The organism is Pseudomonas sp. RGM 3321 (genome assembly GCF_022836805.1).
Taxonomy (GTDB): Bacteria; Pseudomonadota; Gammaproteobacteria; order Pseudomonadales; family Pseudomonadaceae; genus Aquipseudomonas.
In genome coordinates, this window is sequence record NZ_JALHBH010000094.1 from 35,564 (window position 1) to 54,438 (window position 18,875).

16 protein-coding genes are annotated in these 18,875 nt (G+C 57.0%); 6 read left to right on the forward strand and 10 right to left on the reverse strand.

The annotated features are described in order from the left end of the window. Nucleotides 1-194: 194 nt before the first annotated feature. The 4 genes from RGM3321_RS05535 to RGM3321_RS05550 form a co-directional block, all read right to left on the reverse strand. Nucleotides 195-1,799, reverse strand: coding sequence for a hybrid sensor histidine kinase/response regulator (locus RGM3321_RS05535; protein ID WP_244391917.1), 1,605 nt, complete (start codon nucleotides 1,797-1,799; stop codon nucleotides 195-197). 126 nt (nucleotides 1,800-1,925) lie between these two features. After that, complete coding sequence (locus RGM3321_RS05540) at nucleotides 1,926-3,083, reverse strand: beta-glucosidase (protein WP_244391918.1); 1,158 nt, start codon at nucleotides 3,081-3,083, stop codon at nucleotides 1,926-1,928. Nucleotides 3,084-3,085: 2 nt separating this feature from the next. Next, nucleotides 3,086-4,267, reverse strand: coding sequence for a UDP-galactopyranose mutase (glf, locus tag RGM3321_RS05545; RefSeq protein WP_244391919.1), 1,182 nt, complete (start codon nucleotides 4,265-4,267; stop codon nucleotides 3,086-3,088). Beyond that, nucleotides 4,255-5,439 (reverse strand): glycosyltransferase family 1 protein, encoded by a 1,185-nt coding sequence (locus RGM3321_RS05550; protein ID WP_244391920.1) that lies wholly within the window; start codon nucleotides 5,437-5,439, stop codon nucleotides 4,255-4,257. The genes glf and RGM3321_RS05550 overlap by 13 nt, the downstream gene beginning before the upstream one ends. A 417-nt stretch (nucleotides 5,440-5,856) precedes the next feature. On the opposite strand from RGM3321_RS05550, the gene galE reads away from it, so the two are divergent. Then, nucleotides 5,857-6,885: a UDP-glucose 4-epimerase GalE gene (gene galE / locus RGM3321_RS05555; protein ID WP_244391921.1), complete on the forward strand. Its 1,029-nt coding sequence runs from the start codon at nucleotides 5,857-5,859 to the stop codon at nucleotides 6,883-6,885. Nucleotides 6,886-6,940: 55 nt separating this feature from the next. On the opposite strand, the gene RGM3321_RS05560 is transcribed toward galE, so the two are convergent. Both RGM3321_RS05560 and RGM3321_RS05565 read right to left on the reverse strand, forming a co-directional pair. After that, nucleotides 6,941-7,489, reverse strand: coding sequence for a cupin domain-containing protein (locus RGM3321_RS05560; RefSeq protein ID WP_002553494.1), 549 nt, complete (start codon nucleotides 7,487-7,489; stop codon nucleotides 6,941-6,943). A 127-nt stretch (nucleotides 7,490-7,616) separates the two neighbouring features. Continuing rightward, nucleotides 7,617-8,372, reverse strand: coding sequence for a gamma-glutamyl-gamma-aminobutyrate hydrolase family protein (locus RGM3321_RS05565; RefSeq protein WP_244391922.1), 756 nt, complete (start codon nucleotides 8,370-8,372; stop codon nucleotides 7,617-7,619). A 127-nt stretch (nucleotides 8,373-8,499) separates the two neighbouring features. Here RGM3321_RS05565 and RGM3321_RS05570 point away from each other — a divergent pair, with 127 nt between their 5' ends. The 3 genes from RGM3321_RS05570 to RGM3321_RS05580 all read left to right on the forward strand — a co-directional run bounded on the left by RGM3321_RS05570 (nucleotide 8,500) and on the right by RGM3321_RS05580 (nucleotide 11,623). Next, the gene (locus tag RGM3321_RS05570) at nucleotides 8,500-9,387 is read left to right on the forward strand and encodes a LysR family transcriptional regulator (protein ID WP_244391923.1); all 888 of its coding nucleotides are present in this window, start codon (nucleotides 8,500-8,502) and stop codon (nucleotides 9,385-9,387) included. 147 nt (nucleotides 9,388-9,534) lie between these two features. Next, nucleotides 9,535-10,599 carry an aromatic ring-hydroxylating dioxygenase subunit alpha gene (locus RGM3321_RS05575; protein ID WP_244391924.1) on the forward strand — a complete coding sequence of 355 codons (1,065 nt, stop codon included), beginning with the start codon at nucleotides 9,535-9,537 and terminating at the stop codon, nucleotides 10,597-10,599. Nucleotides 10,600-10,672: 73 nt separating this feature from the next. Beyond that, nucleotides 10,673-11,623: a PDR/VanB family oxidoreductase gene (locus RGM3321_RS05580; RefSeq protein WP_244391925.1), complete on the forward strand. Its 951-nt coding sequence runs from the start codon at nucleotides 10,673-10,675 to the stop codon at nucleotides 11,621-11,623. Here RGM3321_RS05580 and RGM3321_RS05585 read toward each other — a convergent pair whose 3' ends face one another. Both RGM3321_RS05585 and RGM3321_RS05590 read right to left on the reverse strand, forming a co-directional pair. Beyond that, nucleotides 11,624-12,334, reverse strand: coding sequence for a GntR family transcriptional regulator (locus tag RGM3321_RS05585; protein ID WP_244391926.1), 711 nt, complete (start codon nucleotides 12,332-12,334; stop codon nucleotides 11,624-11,626). It abuts the gene before it with no gap. A gap of 73 nt (nucleotides 12,335-12,407) precedes the next feature. Further along, nucleotides 12,408-14,378, reverse strand: coding sequence for an EAL domain-containing protein (locus RGM3321_RS05590; RefSeq protein ID WP_244391927.1), 1,971 nt, complete (start codon nucleotides 14,376-14,378; stop codon nucleotides 12,408-12,410). Between the two features lie 248 nt (nucleotides 14,379-14,626). Here RGM3321_RS05590 and RGM3321_RS05595 point away from each other — a divergent pair, with 248 nt between their 5' ends. Beyond that, nucleotides 14,627-15,625, forward strand: a complete 999-nt coding sequence (locus tag RGM3321_RS05595) for a nucleoside hydrolase (protein ID WP_244391928.1) — start codon at nucleotides 14,627-14,629, stop codon at nucleotides 15,623-15,625. A gap of 18 nt (nucleotides 15,626-15,643) precedes the next feature. Here the strand turns inward: RGM3321_RS05595 and RGM3321_RS05600 are convergent, their stop codons facing one another. Together RGM3321_RS05600 and RGM3321_RS05605 are read right to left on the reverse strand one after the other, a co-directional pair. After that, a complete protein-coding gene (locus tag RGM3321_RS05600; RefSeq protein ID WP_244391929.1) occupies nucleotides 15,644-16,336 on the reverse strand; it encodes an ATPase in 693 nt (230 codons plus the stop codon). A 138-nt stretch (nucleotides 16,337-16,474) separates the two neighbouring features. Beyond that, complete coding sequence (locus RGM3321_RS05605; RefSeq protein WP_244391930.1) at nucleotides 16,475-17,374, reverse strand: LysR substrate-binding domain-containing protein; 900 nt, start codon at nucleotides 17,372-17,374, stop codon at nucleotides 16,475-16,477. Nucleotides 17,375-17,513: 139 nt separating this feature from the next. Here RGM3321_RS05605 and RGM3321_RS05610 point away from each other — a divergent pair, with 139 nt between their 5' ends. Next, entirely contained in the window at nucleotides 17,514-18,857 is a 1,344-nt protein-coding gene (locus RGM3321_RS05610) for an MFS transporter (RefSeq protein WP_244391968.1), read from the forward strand. Nucleotides 18,858-18,875 lie beyond the last annotated feature (18 nt).

The window sequence follows — 18,875 nt, forward strand, 5'->3', positions numbered from 1 at the left end:
TTCCAAGCGCTTTACAACTTCGCGACCTCATTATCTATTTATGTGTATACGTGAAGTTGTCTGATGTCCGTTAATGCTCGACAGGCATTAATAATCAACGCCCCCCATAAAGCACAGTCAATATTGGGTATAACCAGACACTCATCAGCCTGACCGAGAACGGTCAGGCCTTCAGGTCTTCGTTAGCGGAACAATCAAGCGATACCGTTAGGTCCGTCCAGCACCTGCCTGACCTTCCGGGCAAGGTCTTGGGGCATGCAAGGCTTGGATACCACATCGAACTCGGAGCCACCGATATCGGTTCGTTCGATCGAGCTTTCAGCGTAGCCGGTGGTCAGCAGCACCTTGATCTTCGGATACCTGCGCCTCACTTCCCGCGCGAGCATCACGCCGTTCATGCCGCCCGGCATGATCAGGTCAGTGAACAGCAGGTCATACCTGCTGCCGGATTCGAATTTCTTCAGTGCTTCACGAGCGTTGAGTACGATTTCGCAGACATAGCCGTAGTCATCCAGCACCATCTTCGCCAGCTCGGCGACGTCAGGCCGGTCTTCGACAATCAGAATCCGCTCGCAGCTGCCAATGCGCCTGTCGACAGCTTTTGGTGGCTCAGAGTGGGTCAGCATTGCCTCGTCTACCGGAAAATACAGGCGCAGCGTTGTGCCAATGCCTTCTTCGGTATAAATCCGCGCCGCGCCGCCCGACTGTTTGGCAAAGCCATAGACCATCGAAAGACCTAGCCCGGAACCCTTGCCCTCTTCCTTGGTGGTAAAAAACGGGTCCATCACACGGTCACGAATACTCGATGGCATGCCAATGCCATTGTCCGTTATGGCAATACTGACGTAGCGACCAGGCAGCAAGCCGTCATGAGACATGTTGGCCAACTCATCGACGACCAGATTGCGGGTTTCAATGGATATTTTCGGGTCAGGCCTGCCAATCAGCGCATCCCTGGCGTTGATGAAGATGTTCAGCAGGGCAACTTCTGCCTGGGTCGGGTCGATACGGCAGTTCTTCAATGCCGGGTCCAGATCGGTTTCGACCGTCACATGCGGCCCGAACGTACGCTCGATCAAGGGCTCTGTGCTGGAAACCAGACCATTGAGGTTGAGCACTCGCCCCTGCAGCTTCTGTTTACGGGCAAATGCCAGTAATTGCTTGGTCAGCGTACTCGCGCGTTCCACAGCAGACTTGGCGTGATAAACGCTGCGCTGGACACGCTGCACATCGATAGTGGGTTTCTCTGCAGCGCTGCCGATCAGATCTATATAGCCGCCCATGACTTGAAGCAGGTTATTGAAGTCATGAGCAATGCCTCCGGTGAGCTGCCCCAGAGCTTCCATTTTCTGCGCCTGACGCAAGGCCTCTTCAGCATCTCGACGCCGACTGATATCCAGTTGCGACGCAAAGAAATAGATCAGGTCCCCGGCATCGTTGTAAACCGGAGAAATAAACAAGGCATTCCAGAACGTAGAACCGTCCTTGCGATAGTTAAGAATTTCTGTGGAGATATCGACACGCTCGTCAATCGCCTCACGAATGGACTGCACCACAGCCCGGTCAGTTTCCGGCCCCTGAAGAAACCGGCAATTGGTACCGATGATTTCTTCTGACGAATAGCCCGTCATTTCCAGAAACGCGCGATTGGAAAAAATGATCGGGTTGTCCGCACGATTGGGGTCCGTCACGATCATCGGCATCCGTGTCGTTTCCACTGCCGCAAAAAAGATATCTTTTCCCTGATGCTGGATATCTCCCGTTGCAGCATTGTCGACACGGGCTTTTTCTTCCGACACTCCAGAAACTCCACACATATTGGTTGGGTGTAATAAATGTTCTCAAAGCTAGGACTGGTGGAGCCTCGAAAGGGTTCTCAGGTTTTGGGCAAAAAACGAATTATATTCATATAAGGGGCTAAGTACTCAAAAAGCGTTCACTTGGAAAGCGGGTTTTCCGTCCTTTTGTCGAATAAGAGCCGCAAATTCACTCGCACTCTCGCGTAACGCCACCTGCAAAGGGTGAAAAGGGGCCCGCTTGCCCTGCCCGTCTGCATAACCCAACAGGCCCGTCGGGCAGTATCGGCCGTCATCCCAGCCCGGATAATCGAGAATGGGGTACCAGCAGATACCTTCTACAGGTAGGCCCGCTCTCACAGCCTTACTGACCTCGGCACAGATGTAATTGAACCAGGGCAGACGCTGAACATCTTCGGCACCGGTTTCAGAAATCAAAAGCGGTCTTGCGTATCGCGTATGCAGCTCGCTCAACATGCCCTGAAAAGGCCTGTATTGCGGGTCGTCCTGGGTGAGCTTTCGACCCTTGAGCTGCCATTGGTTTTGTGGATAAAAGTTGACGCCCAACACATCCAGATACTCGGGGCGGCCGCCCAGCCCAGGCCATTGTCGCCCGGATAAAAGATCCCAGGCTTCGAACTGCGCCTGCCGATAGCACTCTGCTGCCGCTATCTCCGCACTACCGCGCGTAGCAGGTACGACATGAATCAATGGCTCGGCCTGAATAAAACGCGCGCCTGGCTCTATTGCACGTATTGCGTCTATCGCAGCAATGCTAGCCCGGACCAGTTGCTGCTTGAGCTCCATGCCGCGCTGCTGGCTACCGGGGTTGAAATAAGCAACGTCGCCACCCGCCCAGCTCCAGAACGACATCTCATTGATTGGCGAATAAAAGGGGGCGGTCTCCCCTTCGTCTTTGACTACCTGAGCCAGCGCAGCGGCAAAACGCGCAAAGCGCTCGACAAATTCCGGCCGCCAGATATCCAGATCATCAGGATAACCGTAATGGCATAAGTCCCAGATCACCTGAGTGCCCTGACGCCGCGCGGCTCGCAACATGGGCAGAAAACTGCTCCAGTCGTAACAGTTCGGGCTGGTTTCAATCAGGTGCCAGCGCACACCGTCACGCACAGTACGTATTCCGCACGCCGCCATCGCGGCAAAATCTTCGGGTGCCCAACGGTCGTGCCCGGTGGAGTGAAGCAGATCGAGTCGCACGCCGTCGCGTCGTCGATGGCTGGCACACTCAAATCCGCCTATGAAGAAGCTGTCGAACAGACGACCCATGCTCAGCCTCGCGCAGGCTGTTCAATCGGTTCGGCAATCTGCTCCGGCAACTCATGGGCCAGCCGCTGGTACAGCGCCAATGCCTGGCCGACAACCTGGTCCATGTTGTAATACTTGTAAGTACCGAGCCGCCCAAGGAACGTCACCTCATCTGACTGATCGGCCAAAGCCTTATAACACTTGTACAACTCCGCATTTTCCGGTCGCGGGATGGGGTAGTAAGGGTCGCCCTCGGCAGTCGGGAACTCATAGCTGATACTGGTCCTGGCATGCCGTTGACCGGTGAGGTGCTTGTATTCTGTTATTCGCGTATGAGCAATGGCCTCATCCGGGTAGTTGACCACGGCCACGGATTGAAACTGTGCCTGATCAACGGTCTTGTGCTCGAAACGCAACGACCGATATGGAAGACGGCCATAGCAATAATCGAAGTATTCATCGATCGGCCCGCAGTAGATCAGGTGCCGATACTGCAAGGCCCCGCGTACATCGGCAAAGTTGACCCCCAGCGCCACGTCGATAAGCGGGTGATCGAGCATCCGTTCAAACATGTGCGTATAGCCATGCAGCGGCATTTTCTGAAAGGTATCCGTGAAGTAGCGACTGTCCGAAGTGGTACGGGTAGGCACTCGAGAGGTGACCGACCTGTCCAGTTGCGAAGGGTCCAGCCCCCATTGCTTGCGGGTGTAGCCACGGAAAAACTTCTCGTACAACTCCCGGCCTACCTGATTGATCACAACGTCTTCGGAGGTTCTTATCATCTCTACCGGCTCGGCCCGGCTGGCGAGAAAGGCTTCGGCTTGTTGCTCATTCATCTGCAAACCGTACAGGCTGTTGAGCGTATCGAGGTTGATCGGGATAGGCAGCAATTGGCCGTCCACGCTGGCCAGTACACGGTGTTCGTAGTCGCGCCATTCGGTAAATCGCGATAGGTATTCCACAATGCGCTCGGCATTGGTGTGGAAGATATGCGGCCCGTACTGATGAACCAACACCCCGGCGCTGTCCAGGTGGTCGTAAGCGTTACCCGCAATGTGTGGACGTCGGTCGATCAGCAAAACGCGTTTACCCAAACCGCCCGCCAGCCTTTCCGCCACTACACTTCCCGCAAAACCTGCACCGACGATCAGAAAATCATAGTGCGTCTCTGCAAACGCGGCTGATTGAGGATTTATCCGAGGCATTGGATTTGCTCCCCGGTAGTTAACAGGCCGATTTGCGCCTTCATGGCAGCGCACGTGTTGTCCCAGGACTCGCCGGCCAGCACTGCGTCAACTGTGCGTAGAAAATCAGCAGAATCCTTATGCGCCAGTGCTTCGCGAATCGCGCGCACAAACGCGTCGGCATCATCGGCAATTGCGACGACACCGGATTCACCATAAGTTCTGACAACGTCGGCAATCCGGGTTGATACCACCGGACGACCGCCAGCCAGGTACTCCGGCGTCTTGGTCGGGCTGATAAAACGTGTGGAATCGTTCAGGGCAAACGGCATCAATGCGACATCCCAGCCAGACAGATAGGCAGGTAAATCGTCATAAGGCTTGCTGCCCAGATAATGAACGTTGGCCATGTGCGGCAGGGTTACCGGATCGATTTTAACCACGGGGCCGATCAAAATAATTTGCCATGTGGGCTGTAAGTCCGCCAATTCTCGAATCAGTTCAATATCGAAACGCTCATCAATGACGCCAAAAAAGCCGAGCCTTGGGTGGGGGATGCAGTGTTGATCCGCCGGTTCTGGCTGCACGCTGCGAGCGGCTGAAAAATGCTCTATATCGACGCTGCTGGGCATGGAGTGTGCATTTGCATGCTGTAGGCGCTTGGCCTCCCAGAGGCTGAAGCCGCCGGTAAAGACAACATCTGCGCGCTTCATCAACGCTTGCTCCTGCTCGAAAAGCTCTGGCGGCGCACCTTTGAACGCAGACAGCTCGTCCATGCAATCGAAGATCGTCACTTGCGCGCGGAGGTGGTCGGTAAACGCCAAGGCCATCGGGGTGAAATACCACAACAGCAGCTCCCCAAATTGTTGCGCATCCATAAAACCATCCAGCAACGTGCGCTGTGCAGTAATCACCTGGTCAGGCTGCATCTGCGAAGGCAGGTGCGGCACCAATATGGTGACACCGCATGCTTGCGGCAGTGACTCAAGCCAGATGCGAGGCGAGTCTGAAAAAACAGGCTCCTCTAGAAACAACACCCGATAATCCTGCGCCATGCGCGACATGATGTGCTGCGGACGCTGGTACACAAACCCCCACCTGAGGTGGGACAGGCACAGCAACAGCGGTCTGACGGCTGCCTCGACTCTGGCTGAAGCTGACCTTCCGGATTGGATTTTCTGGACACCGTTCATGAAGTCTCCCTTTTTTCTAAAAAGTCCTGGATGAAACTGAAGGGCTCCGAAAGGGCTGAACTTCGACGGCATTCATGATGAGGATGTGTGTTGGCGGCTGTTGCATGCATGGAACAATCACGTGCATGGAACAACTATAGATATTCTCATCAGTTTCGAGCATGCGCCCGGGCCGCTGTTCGCTGATTCCGATAAAGGGTATGCGCCGTCGGGAATGAACCGTTGAACTCGGCGGAACAAATACGCCCCTATTCTTGAGCGAATGTTTTTTGGCACCTGCAGTACGTTTTCCCCTCGCGGTGGTCTGGTCCTGATTTTCGCAAGCAAGGCTCCTCTGTCGTCCTGTTGATAAAGGTCACGACGCCGAGCCCTCAGCACGCCTCTTGCCGAGGCGGCGAACATCCAGGAAGGATAATCATGATTCTGGTTACCGGTGGTGCGGGATATATTGGCGCTCACGTTGCGCTTGAATTGCTTGAAGAGGGCCACGATGTCGTGGTGCTTGATAACTTGTGCAACAGCTCGCGAGAGACGTTGAGCCGGGTGGAGACACTCAGCGGACGACAGGTGGAGTTCATCCACGGCGATGTACGCAGCAAAGCGACGTTGAACCGGCTATTCGCTCGCCACCCAGTGAAAGCTGTGGTGCATTGCGCCGGGCTCAAAGCAGTGGGCGAAAGCGTCACAGAGCCGTTACGCTATTTCGAGACCAATGTGAGTGGCAGCGTAAACATGTGTCAGGCGATGGCGCAGGCAGGCGTGTTCAACCTGTTGTTCAGCTCATCAGCGACTGTATACGGCGACCGTGAGCAAATGCCGCTGGACGAGAACTGCCCACTGGGTTTACCGACCAATCCTTACGGGCATTCCAAACTGATGGCCGAGCATGTGATGAAAAGCGTCGCCCGCTCGGATCCACGCTGGTCCATCGGGCTGCTGCGCTACTTCAACCCCATTGGCGCCCATCCGTCCGGCTTACTGGGCGAGTCGCCCTGCGACACGCCGAATAATTTGCTGCCCTTCCTGCTGCAGGTTGCCAATCGACGACGCCCTGCCCTGCACATTTTTGGCACCGACTACCCGACGCCGGACGGTACAGGTGTGCGTGATTACCTTCACGTAATGGATCTGGCTGAGGGCCACTTGAAGGCGCTGGACAGGATACGCAGCGAACGAGGGTTATCCGTCTGGAATCTGGGGACTGGGCAGGGTTATTCAGTCCTCGAGGTGGTGCACGCTTTCGAACGTATCTCCGGCAAAACCGTGCCTTTGATCTTTGAGCCGCGCCGGACCGGAGACATTGCTGTGTGCTGGTCGGATCCGGGGAAAGCATTGCGTGAGCTGAATTGGCGCGCCAGGTTCAACCTTGATTCAATGCTCACTGACGCCTGGCGCTGGCAGTGCATGAACCCCCAGGGTTATATGCCGACAGCTCTGGTCAGTTGAGGGGCAGCCAGAGGTGTCAGGCGGCAGGAATTATCGTCGTCGCAGGCGCTGTGCGCTAAAAATTGGCGGGCGTGTTGGAACTGATGATCTCGGCCTCGTCCTGGCCGATGTTGCGGAAGCGATGCGGTAAGGTGGTCGGGAAGTAATAACCGTCCCCGGGACCGAGGATATTGACCTGCCCATCGATGGTCAGCTCCACGGTGCCGCGCGTCACCAGCCCGCACTCCTCGCCTTCGCTGTGGACGATGGGCTCTTCACCCGAGTCTGCGCCCGGCGCGTACTGCTCGCGCAGAAAACGCATCTGGCGGCTCGGCAGGGTTGCGCCGACCAGCAGCAGGCGAACACCGTTACGCCCCAGGTCAGGCTGGTCACCGGCGCGGAATACATACTGATCCTGCCCCGGTGGCTGGTCGAAGGTGAAGAAATCCGCAAGCGTCATGGGGATGCCTTCAAGCAGCTTCTTCAATGAGCTGATAGAGGGGCTGACACGATTTTGCTCAATCAGGGAAATCGTGGCATTGGTCACACCACTGCGTCTGGCGAGTTCACGTTGTGACAGCTTGTAGCTTTCACGCACCAGTTTGAGTCGTGCTCCCGTATCCATAGTGGCCTTGTGCGAAAGATATCCGATGAGTGAAGCAAAGCCCAGGAGGAATGGATTGTCCATCGCCCAAGGCCGCAAAGCCTGATATTAAATCACGTTTGCCAGCAACACTCAGCAGCTCATCGCACTACCTGTCCTGACGGTTCCGGGCATACGCCAGGCAGGCTTCACGGAATGCCGTAAACAGGCTCAACGACACAGGGTTGTTCATGAACTCCCACTCCGGGTGCCACTGCACACCCAGCACAAAGCCTGGCGCACCGGGCATGGAAACCGCTTCCACCAGACCGTCGGGTGCCAGTGCTTCCGGGCGCAGATCCGATGCCAGACGATCGACACCCTGACTGTGCAGGCTATTGACCTCGAACCCCGGCGCCAGCCCGAGCGCTTCCAGCACCCCGCCAGATTGCACCTGCACCGGGTGTTGCGGCGCGTACTGCACGGCCAGCACATCGCTTTGCGGCTCACGGTGATCCAGATAACCGGGCAATTCCTGGACCCGCTGATGCAGGCTGCCGCCCAGTGCAACATTCAGTTCCTGAAAACCACGGCAGATGCATAACACCGGCACACCCTGGGCGATGGCGGTCCTGAGCAGCGGTAATGTTGTGCGGTCCCGAAACACATCGTGGGCAGTGCCTTCCACGCTTGCCGGGCCGTTGTAATGATGCGGCTCGACATTGGACGGCGAGCCGGTAAACAGCAAACCGTCCAGTGAGGCCAGCAGTTGCGCAGGCTCGGTGGGCACGTCGAGCGCGGGCAGAATGACCGGGACACCCGCAAACGCCGCCGCTTCGACATATTTATCGCCTGCGGTATGGGAGGAATACTTGCCCAACTGCTGACGGCAGGCAGTAACGCCGATCAAGGGAGGTCGTGACATACGTTGAGTCCTTGTAAATCTGGTGAGCCAGCACGTCGATATGACGCTATCCAGCCGGGATAAAACCAGTCTAGGATAGTCATCTACGCAACAAAAATAGGCATTCAGGCAAAGGAAAAATGCAGCGATGCAATATGAAATCACCCATGCCGATCTTTCTCTGGTACTGGCGTTGGTACGCGGCCGGACCCTGGCGCGTGCTGCAGATCTGCTGCACGTTGATATTTCGACAGTGTTCCGCTCGATCCGACGTCTGGAGTCAGCCCTCGGTGCTGCGCTGTTTGAAAAGAACCGACGAGGCTACATTCCGACGGATACTGCCCAAGCCATGGCCGAGCAGGCGGAACACGCCGAACAGGCACTGGCCGCTGCCCGTATCGCCTTGCAGCAAGGCGAACAGGTGGTCAGCGGTACGGTACGCCTGACCTGCACTGACGCGGTATTGCACAGCCTGCTATTGCCAACGCTCGCGGACTTCATGCCGCAGTACCCTGCCCTCACGCTGGAACTGGCCACCTCAAATGCGTTCGCCAACCTCAGCCGTCGTGATGCCGACATCGCGCTGCGCCTGACCAATACCCCGCCCGAACACCTGATCGGACGATGCCTGGGCAGCGCGGACTACCTCATCTGTGGCCGCCCCGAATACCGCGATGCGCTGACACACAGCCCTGCCTCCATTCCCTGGATCAGCCCGGACGACTCAATGCCCGACCATCCTTCGGTGATCTGGCGTAAACAGGCATTCCCGGCGGTGAGCCCACGCTATCGCTGCAGCAACATGTCAGCGGTCTCTCAACTGGTCGCTGCCGGCCTGGGCGTGGCGGCCTTGACCGATTTCACGATTCAGGGCCTTGGCTCAGTGGAAAGGTTGAGTGAACCACTGCAAGGGTGCAGCACCGATCTATGGCTACTGACGCGTCCCGACTGCCGGGCATTGCGCTCTGTGCAGACCCTTCTGGAAGCACTCGCCCCCCGTCTGCGAGCAGCATTGCTGGCGTCCAGATCCGCCTGATCGCCAGTCTGTGGATCCATTAAATAATAGTTAATAAAATTAATCATTGGATTAATCTTGATCCTGTGGCATTAATAATCACGAGGAAAACAACATGATTCATTCTGTGGATCCATAAGACCGATAATCGAACCGTGGAGAACCGTCATGCACCCGAAGAATGCGTGGTACGTCGCCTGTACAGCGGATGAAGTCGCCGACAAGCCTCTGGGTCGGCAAATCTGCAACGAAAAGATGGTCTTCTATCGCGATCAGAACCAGCAGGTTGTCGCCGTAGAAGATTTCTGCCCGCACCGCGGTGCCCCGCTGTCGCTGGGTTATGTCGAGAACGGTCAACTGGTATGCGGTTATCACGGATTGGTGATGGGCGGCGATGGCAAGACCGCCGCGATGCCCGGCCAGCGCGTTCGGGGCTTCCCCTGCAACAAAACTTTCGCAGCGGTCGAGCGCTACGGCTTCATATGGGTCTGGCCTGGCGACCGGGAAAAGGCCGATCCGGCACTCATTCATCATCTGGAGTGGGCGGTCAGCGACGAATGGGCCTACGGTGGCGGTCTGTTTCATATTCAGTGCGACTACCGCCTGATGATCGACAACCTGATGGACCTCACCCACGAAACCTACGTACATGCGTCGAGCATCGGCCAGAAGGAAATCGACGAAGCGGCACCTGTGACGACGGTCGAAGGCGAGGAAGTCATTACCGCGCGCCACATGGAAAACATCATGCCGCCGCCGTTCTGGCAGATGGCGCTGCGTGGCAACAACCTGGCCGATGACGTGCCAGTCGATCGCTGGCAGATCTGCCGCTTCACTCCGCCAAGCCATGTACTGATCGAGGTAGGCGTAGCCCACGCGGGCAAAGGTGGCTATCACGCGCCCCACGAGTTCAAGGCATCGAGCATCGTTGTCGACTTCATCACGCCAGAGACCGACACCTCGATCTGGTACTTCTGGGGCATGGCGCGCAACTTCAACCCGGCTGACGAACAGCTGACGGCCACCATCCGCGAGGGTCAGCGCAAGATCTTCAGCGAGGACCTGGAAATGCTTGAGCGCCAGCAACAGAACCTGCTTCAGCACCCGCAACGCAATCTGCTCAAGCTCAACATCGACGCCGGCGGCGTGCAGTCGCGCAAGATTCTGGAACGCCTTATTGCTGCCGAACGGGCCAGCACGGCTGAACAGATTCCCGTAATGGCCACTAGATGACTGCCTGCTGCCTGCCCGAATGCGTTGAAAACAATCAGAAGTGACCCTTGCTGCGGTCACCCGAGGAAATACCATGATCGACGTGACCGTGTTATCACGTAACGATGAAGCGCTGGATATCTGCAGTTTCGAGCTGGTGCGAGCCGATGGCGAGCTGCTGCCTCCCTTCACGGCAGGCGCACACATTGACGTGCACTTGCCTGACGGGCTGATCCGCCAGTATTCGCTGTGCAACGCGCCGAACGAGCGTCATCGCTATTTGATTGGCGTCCTCAACGATCCGGCTTCACGCGGCGGATCGCGCAGCCTGCATGAGCAGATTCAGTCAGGCGCGCAATTGCGCATCAGCGAGCCGCGCAACCTGTTTCCGCTGGCCGGGAACAGCCGTCGCACGCTTCTGTTTGGCGGCGGCATCGGCATCACCCCCATTCTGTGCATGGCTGAACAGCTTGCGCTGGACGGTGCCGATTTCGAGCTGCACTACTGTGTTCGTTCCGTCGAGCGCGGCGCGTTTATCGAGCGCCTGAAGCACTCGCCGTTTGCCGACCGGGTCACACTGCACCTTGATGAACAACCCGCTACCGCGCTGGATGCCGCCAATGTGCTCGCTCAGCCACATCCCGATACCCATTTGTATGTGTGCGGACCGGGTGGCTTCATGCAACACATCCTCGACAGCGCCCGTGCTGCCGGCTGGCCTGAAGACAATCTGCACCGGGAGTATTTTTCCGCAGAGCCGGTGGACACCAGCAACGACGGCAGCTTTTCTATCGAGATTGCCAGCACCGGTCAGGTGATTGCCGTTCCTGCCAACAAGACGGTTGCCCAGGTGCTCGAAAGCCACGGCATCGATATTCCGCTGTCGTGCGAGCAAGGTGTGTGTGGCACATGCCTGACGCGCGTTCTCAAAGGCATTCCGGATCATCGGGATCTGTTTCTGACCGAAGACGAGCAGGCGCTCAATGACCAGTTCACGCCATGCTGCTCACGCTCGAAAACCCCGTTGCTGGTGCTCGATATCTGATCAGTCCGAGCGCTGAATGACCTTCATGCGCTCGTTGACGCCGGCACCGAAAATCTCCGCATAGCGCAGGGTCGCATTGGCATGCTCACGCATGATCGCCTCGGCACGAGCGCCCTGCCCGCTCACTAACGCATCCACCACCGCGTGATGCTGCATGTGGGCGAAATTGAAGCGCCGGTATTCGCGAATCAGGTTATCGCGATCCACTGCCAGCGCCGTCACCGAGGCAAAAGGCAGGTGGTCATTGCGCGCCAGCGCATTGGCAATGGCGCGGTTTCCGCTGCCCGCCACGATCACCCGATGCAGGCGCATGTTCAGGTCATGATAGACCTCAAGATCATCTTCAGTGACATAACCCTTTTCGAACAAAGCATCGCCCTGCACCAGGCAGGCTTCAAGCTCGTCCCGCGCCTCCTGCGTCAAGCCACGTTCGGCCATCTGCCGCGCCGCCAGCCCTTCCAGAACACCGCGCACGTCGACCGCACCGGCGATTTCCATCGGGCTGATAGAGCGCACCTGAAAACCGCGCCCGCCAAAAGGCACCAGCAAACCTTCCTGTTCCAGGGTACGAAACGCCATACGCACCGGCATGCGCGACACGCCGAACAGCTCAGCGGTCGGCACTTCCATCAAGCGCTCGCCGGCCGCCAGCTCGCCTGACGCAATCATCTTGCGCAACGCAACAAGAATGGTCTGCCCGGGTTTGCTCATTGACAGGATTCCGTGGAGATCGAAAAACGCATCTTACTCCACGTACACAGGGGAATGGTTCAAGCGTAGTCGATCAGATCCGGCACGAGGCTGCATAACCGAAGGTGCGCTCTTCATCCGGCGTTTCGATCCACACAAGGGTTTGTTCAAAACTGATCGGTGGACTGTAGAAGTAACCCTGCACCATCGTGCACCCAAGGCTAGTCAGTGCATTCAGCTCATCCTGCGTCTCGACGCCTTCAATCACGCAGCCAAGAGACATGTCCAGACTCAAGGCAACCAGCGATTTAACGATCTTGTAGCTCGCCGGATTGTCATGCACACCGGTTACAAAACTGCGGTCAATCTTCAGCTTGGTCAGCGCCAGCGCGTGCAACTGACTGAGGCTGGAGTATCCGGTGCCGAAATCATCCAGCGAGATACCGCAACCCAGTTGCCGGAACTGCGCAATGGCCTGCTGAACCTGGGTGATATCCTGCATGACCGCCGTTTCGGTGATTTCCAGATCGAGCCGTGAGGCATCAAATCCGCTGCTTTCGATGATCTCGACAATGGTACTGACACTTTCCCAGGTCGCGCAGTCGTGCGCCGACAGGTTGAACGACAGTCTTATGGGCGCCGGCCATGACAAGGCCCTCTTCAATGCATGAGTCAACAAGGGGGCGGTAAGTTTGTTGATCATGCCGATTCGCTCGGCAATCGGAATGAAATGCGCAGGCGATACCGAACCCAGTTCCGGACTGTTCCAGCGGGCCAGAGCCTCGAAAGCCACCGTTTCGCGTGTGCAGCTTTCAATGATCGGCTGAAACAGCACGTAGAACTCGGTCTCCAGATTGGCGCGCCGCAATGCCTGCTCGGTTACGCCATCGGCGTGCAACTGCTCGCGGTGGCTGGCGGAGAACAGGCAGGTAGTCCCGGGGTTATGGTTTTTGCCCTGATAAAGCGCGTAGTCGGCAAACTCGAACAGTTGGGTGGCGTTGTCTGCGGTGGCCGGGAACGTAGCGAAACCCAGAGTTGCGCCAATCTGGATGGGCATGTCCGACAGCTCGAAGCTTTCATGCATGAGTTCACATAGGTGTTTGCCAAATGCCAGCAATGCATCGTTGCTGATATCACCCTTGATAACCAGAGCGAACTCGTCACCGCCCAGTCGCGACACGTGCACTGTATCGCTGGAGGCACTGGTCAGGCGTTCGGCTACCAGCATCAGCAGGCGGTCGCCGGTACGATGCCCATACAGGTCATTGACTGGCTTGAACCCGTCCAGATCCAGCACCCCGACCGCCAGCCCGGTTTGCTGCGCCAGCGCCTCGTGCATGGCCGCGTCCAGTGTCTGAAAGAACTGTCGTCGGTTAGGCAGCCCCGTCAAACTGTCCTGATTGGCCAGCAGCAGGTTCTCATTGCTCAGTTGCTCGGTTCTTACCTGCACGTTCACCAGGCTGGTGAAATCGCGGTATTGATACTGAAGAATGATCAGCATGCCAATCGACACCAGCACGATGTTCACTGCTGTGGCGATAAAAGTAATGTTGTGCGTCGACGCGAAGAAAATAACGAACGCGGTGTTGACCACTACAGCAGTGGTCAACGCCGCAGGCCGCAAGTGCATCATGCAGAAGATGCAGACAATCACGGTGATGCCCATGAAAAACGCCACGTGCGCCTGGGCATAGGCATTGCCATAGGGGTAAAGCGACAGTGACCATGCGGCAAAACCGGCTGCGATCACGCCTGCCAATCCGTTGGTCCCACGCAGCGTCGCCAGAATGGTGGTCGGCGCGGGTGGCGGCCGGTTTACCGTGAGCAGCCACTTGCGCGCACGAATAGCGCAAACAATCGTGAGCAGCGCCGGAACCAGCAGCGTCAGCCACATCGGAGCAGTTGCCCAATGGGTGAATGCCAATGCCCAGGTATTGACCAGCAGCACGAAATACATCAACGGCAGTTGGCGGGACAACGCAACGTATTGGGCCTGCAACAGCCTGGGATTATCAGCGGGTACAGACATCAGGGTGCGCAAGGCACTCACTAGTTTTTTCAGCATCGCAAGGCTTCTCTGTCACTACAGTCAAAGCACACGTGGCTTGCTGCTCATCATGTGAACCGATTAATAATCGGCCCACTTGTCATGCTCTCGGCAGGTGTGATTAATTCTTTACGGTAAAACCGGTCCATGCATCGGTTTAATGGAAATAAACAGGCGATATCCTTTTCGAGCACGTGCTCGGGTATATCGACAACGCTTGCAACCCCCTCTTTTCAATCGTCCCTCTATGGGCAGGGAGCATTAGCATGAGCAGGAAAGTCATTATCGATACGGACATGGGCTGGGACGACGTACTGTCCATCGCCTACCTGATGAAAAGACCGGACATCGACATCGTCGGTATCACGGTCACTGGATGTGGCGAAACGGATCTCGGCTGGGGCGTCATCATCGCCCAGCATTTACTGGGCATTGGCAACCGTCTCAGTACCGTAGTGGCAAAAGGCACCGATAAACCACTTGAGTACGACAACCGGTTTCCACCACCATTCAAAAACGATATGAATGACATCATGGGCCTTCTGGGAACCCTCAATCCTGCTGCCTTGCCGGCTTTATCAAACCTTCCCGCGTGGGAGTTCATGTATCAGGCCGTGAAGAACAGCCAGGATAAAATCACTGTTCTTTCACTGGGTGGCTTTACCAACATTGCGAAGATGCTCTCACTGAGTAACCAGCCCGCAGACTTCCAGATGATCGAGCAGATCGTCGCCATGGCAGGGGCTGTCTATGTTGACGGTAACGTCGCCGCATTGAACGACGCTCAAAAGGAATGGGATCAGGGTGAGGCCTACAGCAGTAACCACTATGCAGAATGGAATGTGTTCGTCGATCCTGTGGCGGCCGATACCGTTTTTCAGTCGAGCCTGCCGTTGACCCTGGTCCCGCTGGACGTCTGCAACCAGGTCATTCTCGACGCCAGCTACTCGCAACTGATTACCGCGAGCGACCCTGTCGCCACGCTGGTCAGGCAAGTGCTTGAAACCAAATCAGGCACGCACGCCGAAGGTTATCCGGTACCGATATTCGATCCGCTGGCAACGATGCTGATGGCAGGCGGTATTGAAGCGACGAAAGTCGACGAGCAGTTTCTGTCCGTCAACACGAGCATCACGCCGCAGGACAATCACTGCGGACAGATACAACTACAAGGCAGCGGTTCGCGAACCATCACCTCCGTGCTGGGTGTGTCGCAGTTCGCGTTCAGCAAGAATTTTGCTCAGGTCATCAACAACCAGGTTTGAACCAGGCATGACCCTGGCTCAGTTCGCCGCCACCTGAGCCCGGTCGGCCTGCATGACCAGCGCCTTGAGCGACGCATCGAATTGTTTTAGCGCATTCACTTGAAGCTCACGCTGCTGGTCAATCTGTGCGGCAATTTCCGGAGCAGCTTTGCCCTGCACCCAGACCGAGGTCATTTCCTTGACCACTTCACCTTCTGCCTTACCAATGTATTGCAGATTGGTGTCGTAAAACCGGGCCATGAACCGCGCTTCGACCTGACTGTTGCGCTTGCTCATCAGGCGGTTATAGGTGTCAAGCATCACCACCACGTCGGGGCGCGCTTTCATCAGCGCGTCAAGGTTGTCGTAAACGGTCACCGACGCGAACTCTTTCTGCAATGAGCCTACCAGCCAGTCGGTTGCCAGTTTCGGGTCCGAGCTGCTGATGAATGCATTGCGGATACGCGAATCGAGCGCGCCATTCTGTCCGCTCCTGAGCGCTACCGAGTGATAGTTGTTCAGGTACTGGAGGTTACTGACGGTGTTTTCGCTGTACAACACGCCCACTGACTGAGTGTGTTGCAGACTGGAGGCGCTGTCGGCCACCGGCATGAAATGGCAAGACTGTTCGGAGACCGTAGAGACTGACGAGACGGCAGCATTGGCTGGCGCAGTGAACATCATGCTGGTGCTTAGCACGGCAACAAACGTCAACAGATTAAACATTCTCATCGCGTCGTCTCCCTTTGGAGCAGGTGGCTATGGCGCCATCCTCCTCCTTTGCCGGAAAAACAGAACTTGCCTTGCTTGATGATGACTATCGACCTAATGAATGATAGTTGATGTCAACGCATTGCAAGGTTTTTCGCGTCAATTTTCATCCGCCCTGACGGCCGCACGAATGGCCTTGAGCAGCATCTGGCACGCCGGATTGTCATTGTCGGCGCGCCAGGCCAGATGCAACTCGCTCTGCACGCCCTCGCCCAGATCAATGTCAAGAAACACGACATCCTTGAACACCACATTGGTCGCACAGCGCGGTACCAGTGCCAGGCCCATACCGGCGTTGACCAGTGCCAGAATAGTCAGTGATGATCCAAGCCATTGGACATACTCCGGGGCCACTCGTGCGGAACGAAACATACCGGTCAGCAGTTCGTTGAACGGTGGATAGGCCGAATGCGAATACATCAGGAACGGCGCGCCCTCCAGATCAGCCACCGTAACTGAATCAGCGTAAGCCAGCCGATGATTGCCCGGCACCGCCAGCACGAATGGCTCTCGCACCAGGCACTCGCTCTCGTAGCCCGGCTGAAACAGCGGCGCTCGCACGATACCCAGGTCAATGCGTCGCGCCCTGAGTGCTTCGTGCTGCTGATAGGTGTTCATTTCAGTCAGGGAAATCTTCACCTGTGGCTGCTTGAGCCGCGCCTCGGCGATTACTCTGGGCAGAAATTCGTACACCGCGCTGCCGACAAAACTGATGGTCACCGAACCGATATCGCCTTCGGCAAAGCGCCGCGCGGAGATGGCTGCCTGCTGCGCGCGCTCCAGCAACGTCTGCGCTTCAATGAAGAACGCCCTGCCCGCTGCGGTCAGAGCCACACTGCGGGTGCTGCGCGTGAACAGCTCGACACCCAGATTGTGCTCCAGTATCTGAATCTGCCGACTCAACGGCGGCTGGGTCATGTTGAGCCGTTCGGCGGCGCGCCGGAAATTGAGTTCCGTGGCCACCGTGGTGAAGCAGCGCAGTTGAGACAGCTCGAACATTGATCCACTCCTGGTATCAATCAAGTCACTAACTGGATTGGACGGGAATAATACACCCCCTCATGATCGACTCATCCCCAAAAAAACAATGAATGGGAGTCGCCTCTTGAATACCGTCCCTGGCACTACGGACCCCACGGTGCTTGCCCGTGCGGCCTCCAAGGTGAAACTCCACGTGTTGCCGCTGTTTGTGGTGATGTTCATCGTCAATTACATAGACCGGGTCAATATCGGTTTTGTACGCAGCCATCTGGAAACCGATCTGGGCATCGGTGCGGCCGCCTATGGGCTGGGCGCCGGATTGTTCTTTGTCGGCTACGCACTGTTCGAAGTACCTTCCAATATGCTGCTGCAGCGCTATGGTGCCCGAGCCTGGCTGACCCGCATCATGTTCACCTGGGGCGCGGCCGCGATGGCCATGGCGTTCGTTCAGGGTGAAACCAGTTTCTACGTGCTGCGTTTCATTCTGGGTGCCGCCGAAGCCGGGTTCTTTCCAGGCATCATCTATTACTTCACCCAATGGTTGCCTTCCAGCGATCGCGGCAAGGCCATGGCGCTGTTTCTCAGTGGCTCGGCAATCGCCTCGGTGATTTCCGGCCCGTTGTCCGGCGCTCTTCTGGGCATAGAAGGCCTGAGCCTGCACGGCTGGCAGTGGATGTTCCTGATCGAGGGCTTCGCGTCGATAGTGCTGTGCGGATTCGTCTGGTTCTGGCTGCAATCACACCCGCATGAAGCTACCTGGCTGAGCAACGAAGAAAAAACCGCACTCAGCACCGCCATAGCCGAAGAGCAACGTCTGCGCGAAGCAACTCAGACCGTCAGGCCATCGGTGTTCCGCTTGCTGGCGGACCGGCAGATCCTGCTGTTCTGCTTCATCTACTTTTCGGTGGCACTGACCATTTACGGGGCTACCTTCTGGCTGCCAAGCATGATCCGCAAGATGGGCAGTTTCAGCGACTTTGAGGTCGGCCTGTTCAACTCGGTGCCGTGGATCATCTCCATTGTGGCCATGTACGGCTTTGCCGCACTGGCGGCACGCTTCAAGCACCAACAGGCCTGGGTCGCTGTCACGCTGGTGATCGCCGCCGTCGGCATGTTCATGTCCACCATTGGTGGTCCGGTGTTTGCTTTTGTCGCCATCTGTTTCGCAGCAATCGGTTTCAAGGCCGCATCGGCGCTGTTCTGGCCGATCCCTCAGAGCTATCTGGACGCGCGCATCGCCGCAGCGGTCATTGCGCTGATCAACTCCATCGGCAACCTCGGCGGTTTCGTTGCCCCCACTACGTTCGGTTTTCTGGAGCAGACCACCGGTTCGATTCAGGGTGGTCTTTATGGGCTGGCTGCCACCTCGTTACTGGCTGCCGTCGTGATTTTCTTTGCCCGCACCACCCCGCGTGGTGACCTGCGCCGCTCGTCCACAGATGAGCCAGCCACACCGCACCGCGCCGTCGTGCCTGGCACCCCTTCCAGCCTCAAACCCTGATCACCGGGAGACCGCCCT

Coding starts and splice junctions, on each gene's coding strand:
- galE (WP_244391921.1), top strand. CDS start 5,857: ATGATTCTGGTTACCGGTGGTGCGGGATATATTGGCGCTCACGTTGCG.
- RGM3321_RS05595 (WP_244391928.1), top strand. CDS start 14,627: ATGAGCAGGAAAGTCATTATCGATACGGACATGGGCTGGGACGACGTA.
- glf (WP_244391919.1), bottom strand. CDS start 4,267: ATGCCTCGGATAAATCCTCAATCAGCCGCGTTTGCAGAGACGCACTAT.
- RGM3321_RS05590 (WP_244391927.1), bottom strand. CDS start 14,378: ATGCTGAAAAAACTAGTGAGTGCCTTGCGCACCCTGATGTCTGTACCC.
- RGM3321_RS05550 (WP_244391920.1), bottom strand. CDS start 5,439: ATGAACGGTGTCCAGAAAATCCAATCCGGAAGGTCAGCTTCAGCCAGA.
- RGM3321_RS05540 (WP_244391918.1), bottom strand. CDS start 3,083: ATGGGTCGTCTGTTCGACAGCTTCTTCATAGGCGGATTTGAGTGTGCC.
- RGM3321_RS05600 (WP_244391929.1), bottom strand. CDS start 16,336: ATGAGAATGTTTAATCTGTTGACGTTTGTTGCCGTGCTAAGCACCAGC.
- RGM3321_RS05560 (WP_002553494.1), bottom strand. CDS start 7,489: ATGGATACGGGAGCACGACTCAAACTGGTGCGTGAAAGCTACAAGCTG.
- RGM3321_RS05570 (WP_244391923.1), top strand. CDS start 8,500: ATGCAATATGAAATCACCCATGCCGATCTTTCTCTGGTACTGGCGTTG.
- RGM3321_RS05585 (WP_244391926.1), bottom strand. CDS start 12,334: ATGAGCAAACCCGGGCAGACCATTCTTGTTGCGTTGCGCAAGATGATT.
- RGM3321_RS05565 (WP_244391922.1), bottom strand. CDS start 8,372: ATGTCACGACCTCCCTTGATCGGCGTTACTGCCTGCCGTCAGCAGTTG.
- RGM3321_RS05580 (WP_244391925.1), top strand. CDS start 10,673: ATGATCGACGTGACCGTGTTATCACGTAACGATGAAGCGCTGGATATC.
- RGM3321_RS05575 (WP_244391924.1), top strand. CDS start 9,535: ATGCACCCGAAGAATGCGTGGTACGTCGCCTGTACAGCGGATGAAGTC.
- RGM3321_RS05605 (WP_244391930.1), bottom strand. CDS start 17,374: ATGTTCGAGCTGTCTCAACTGCGCTGCTTCACCACGGTGGCCACGGAA.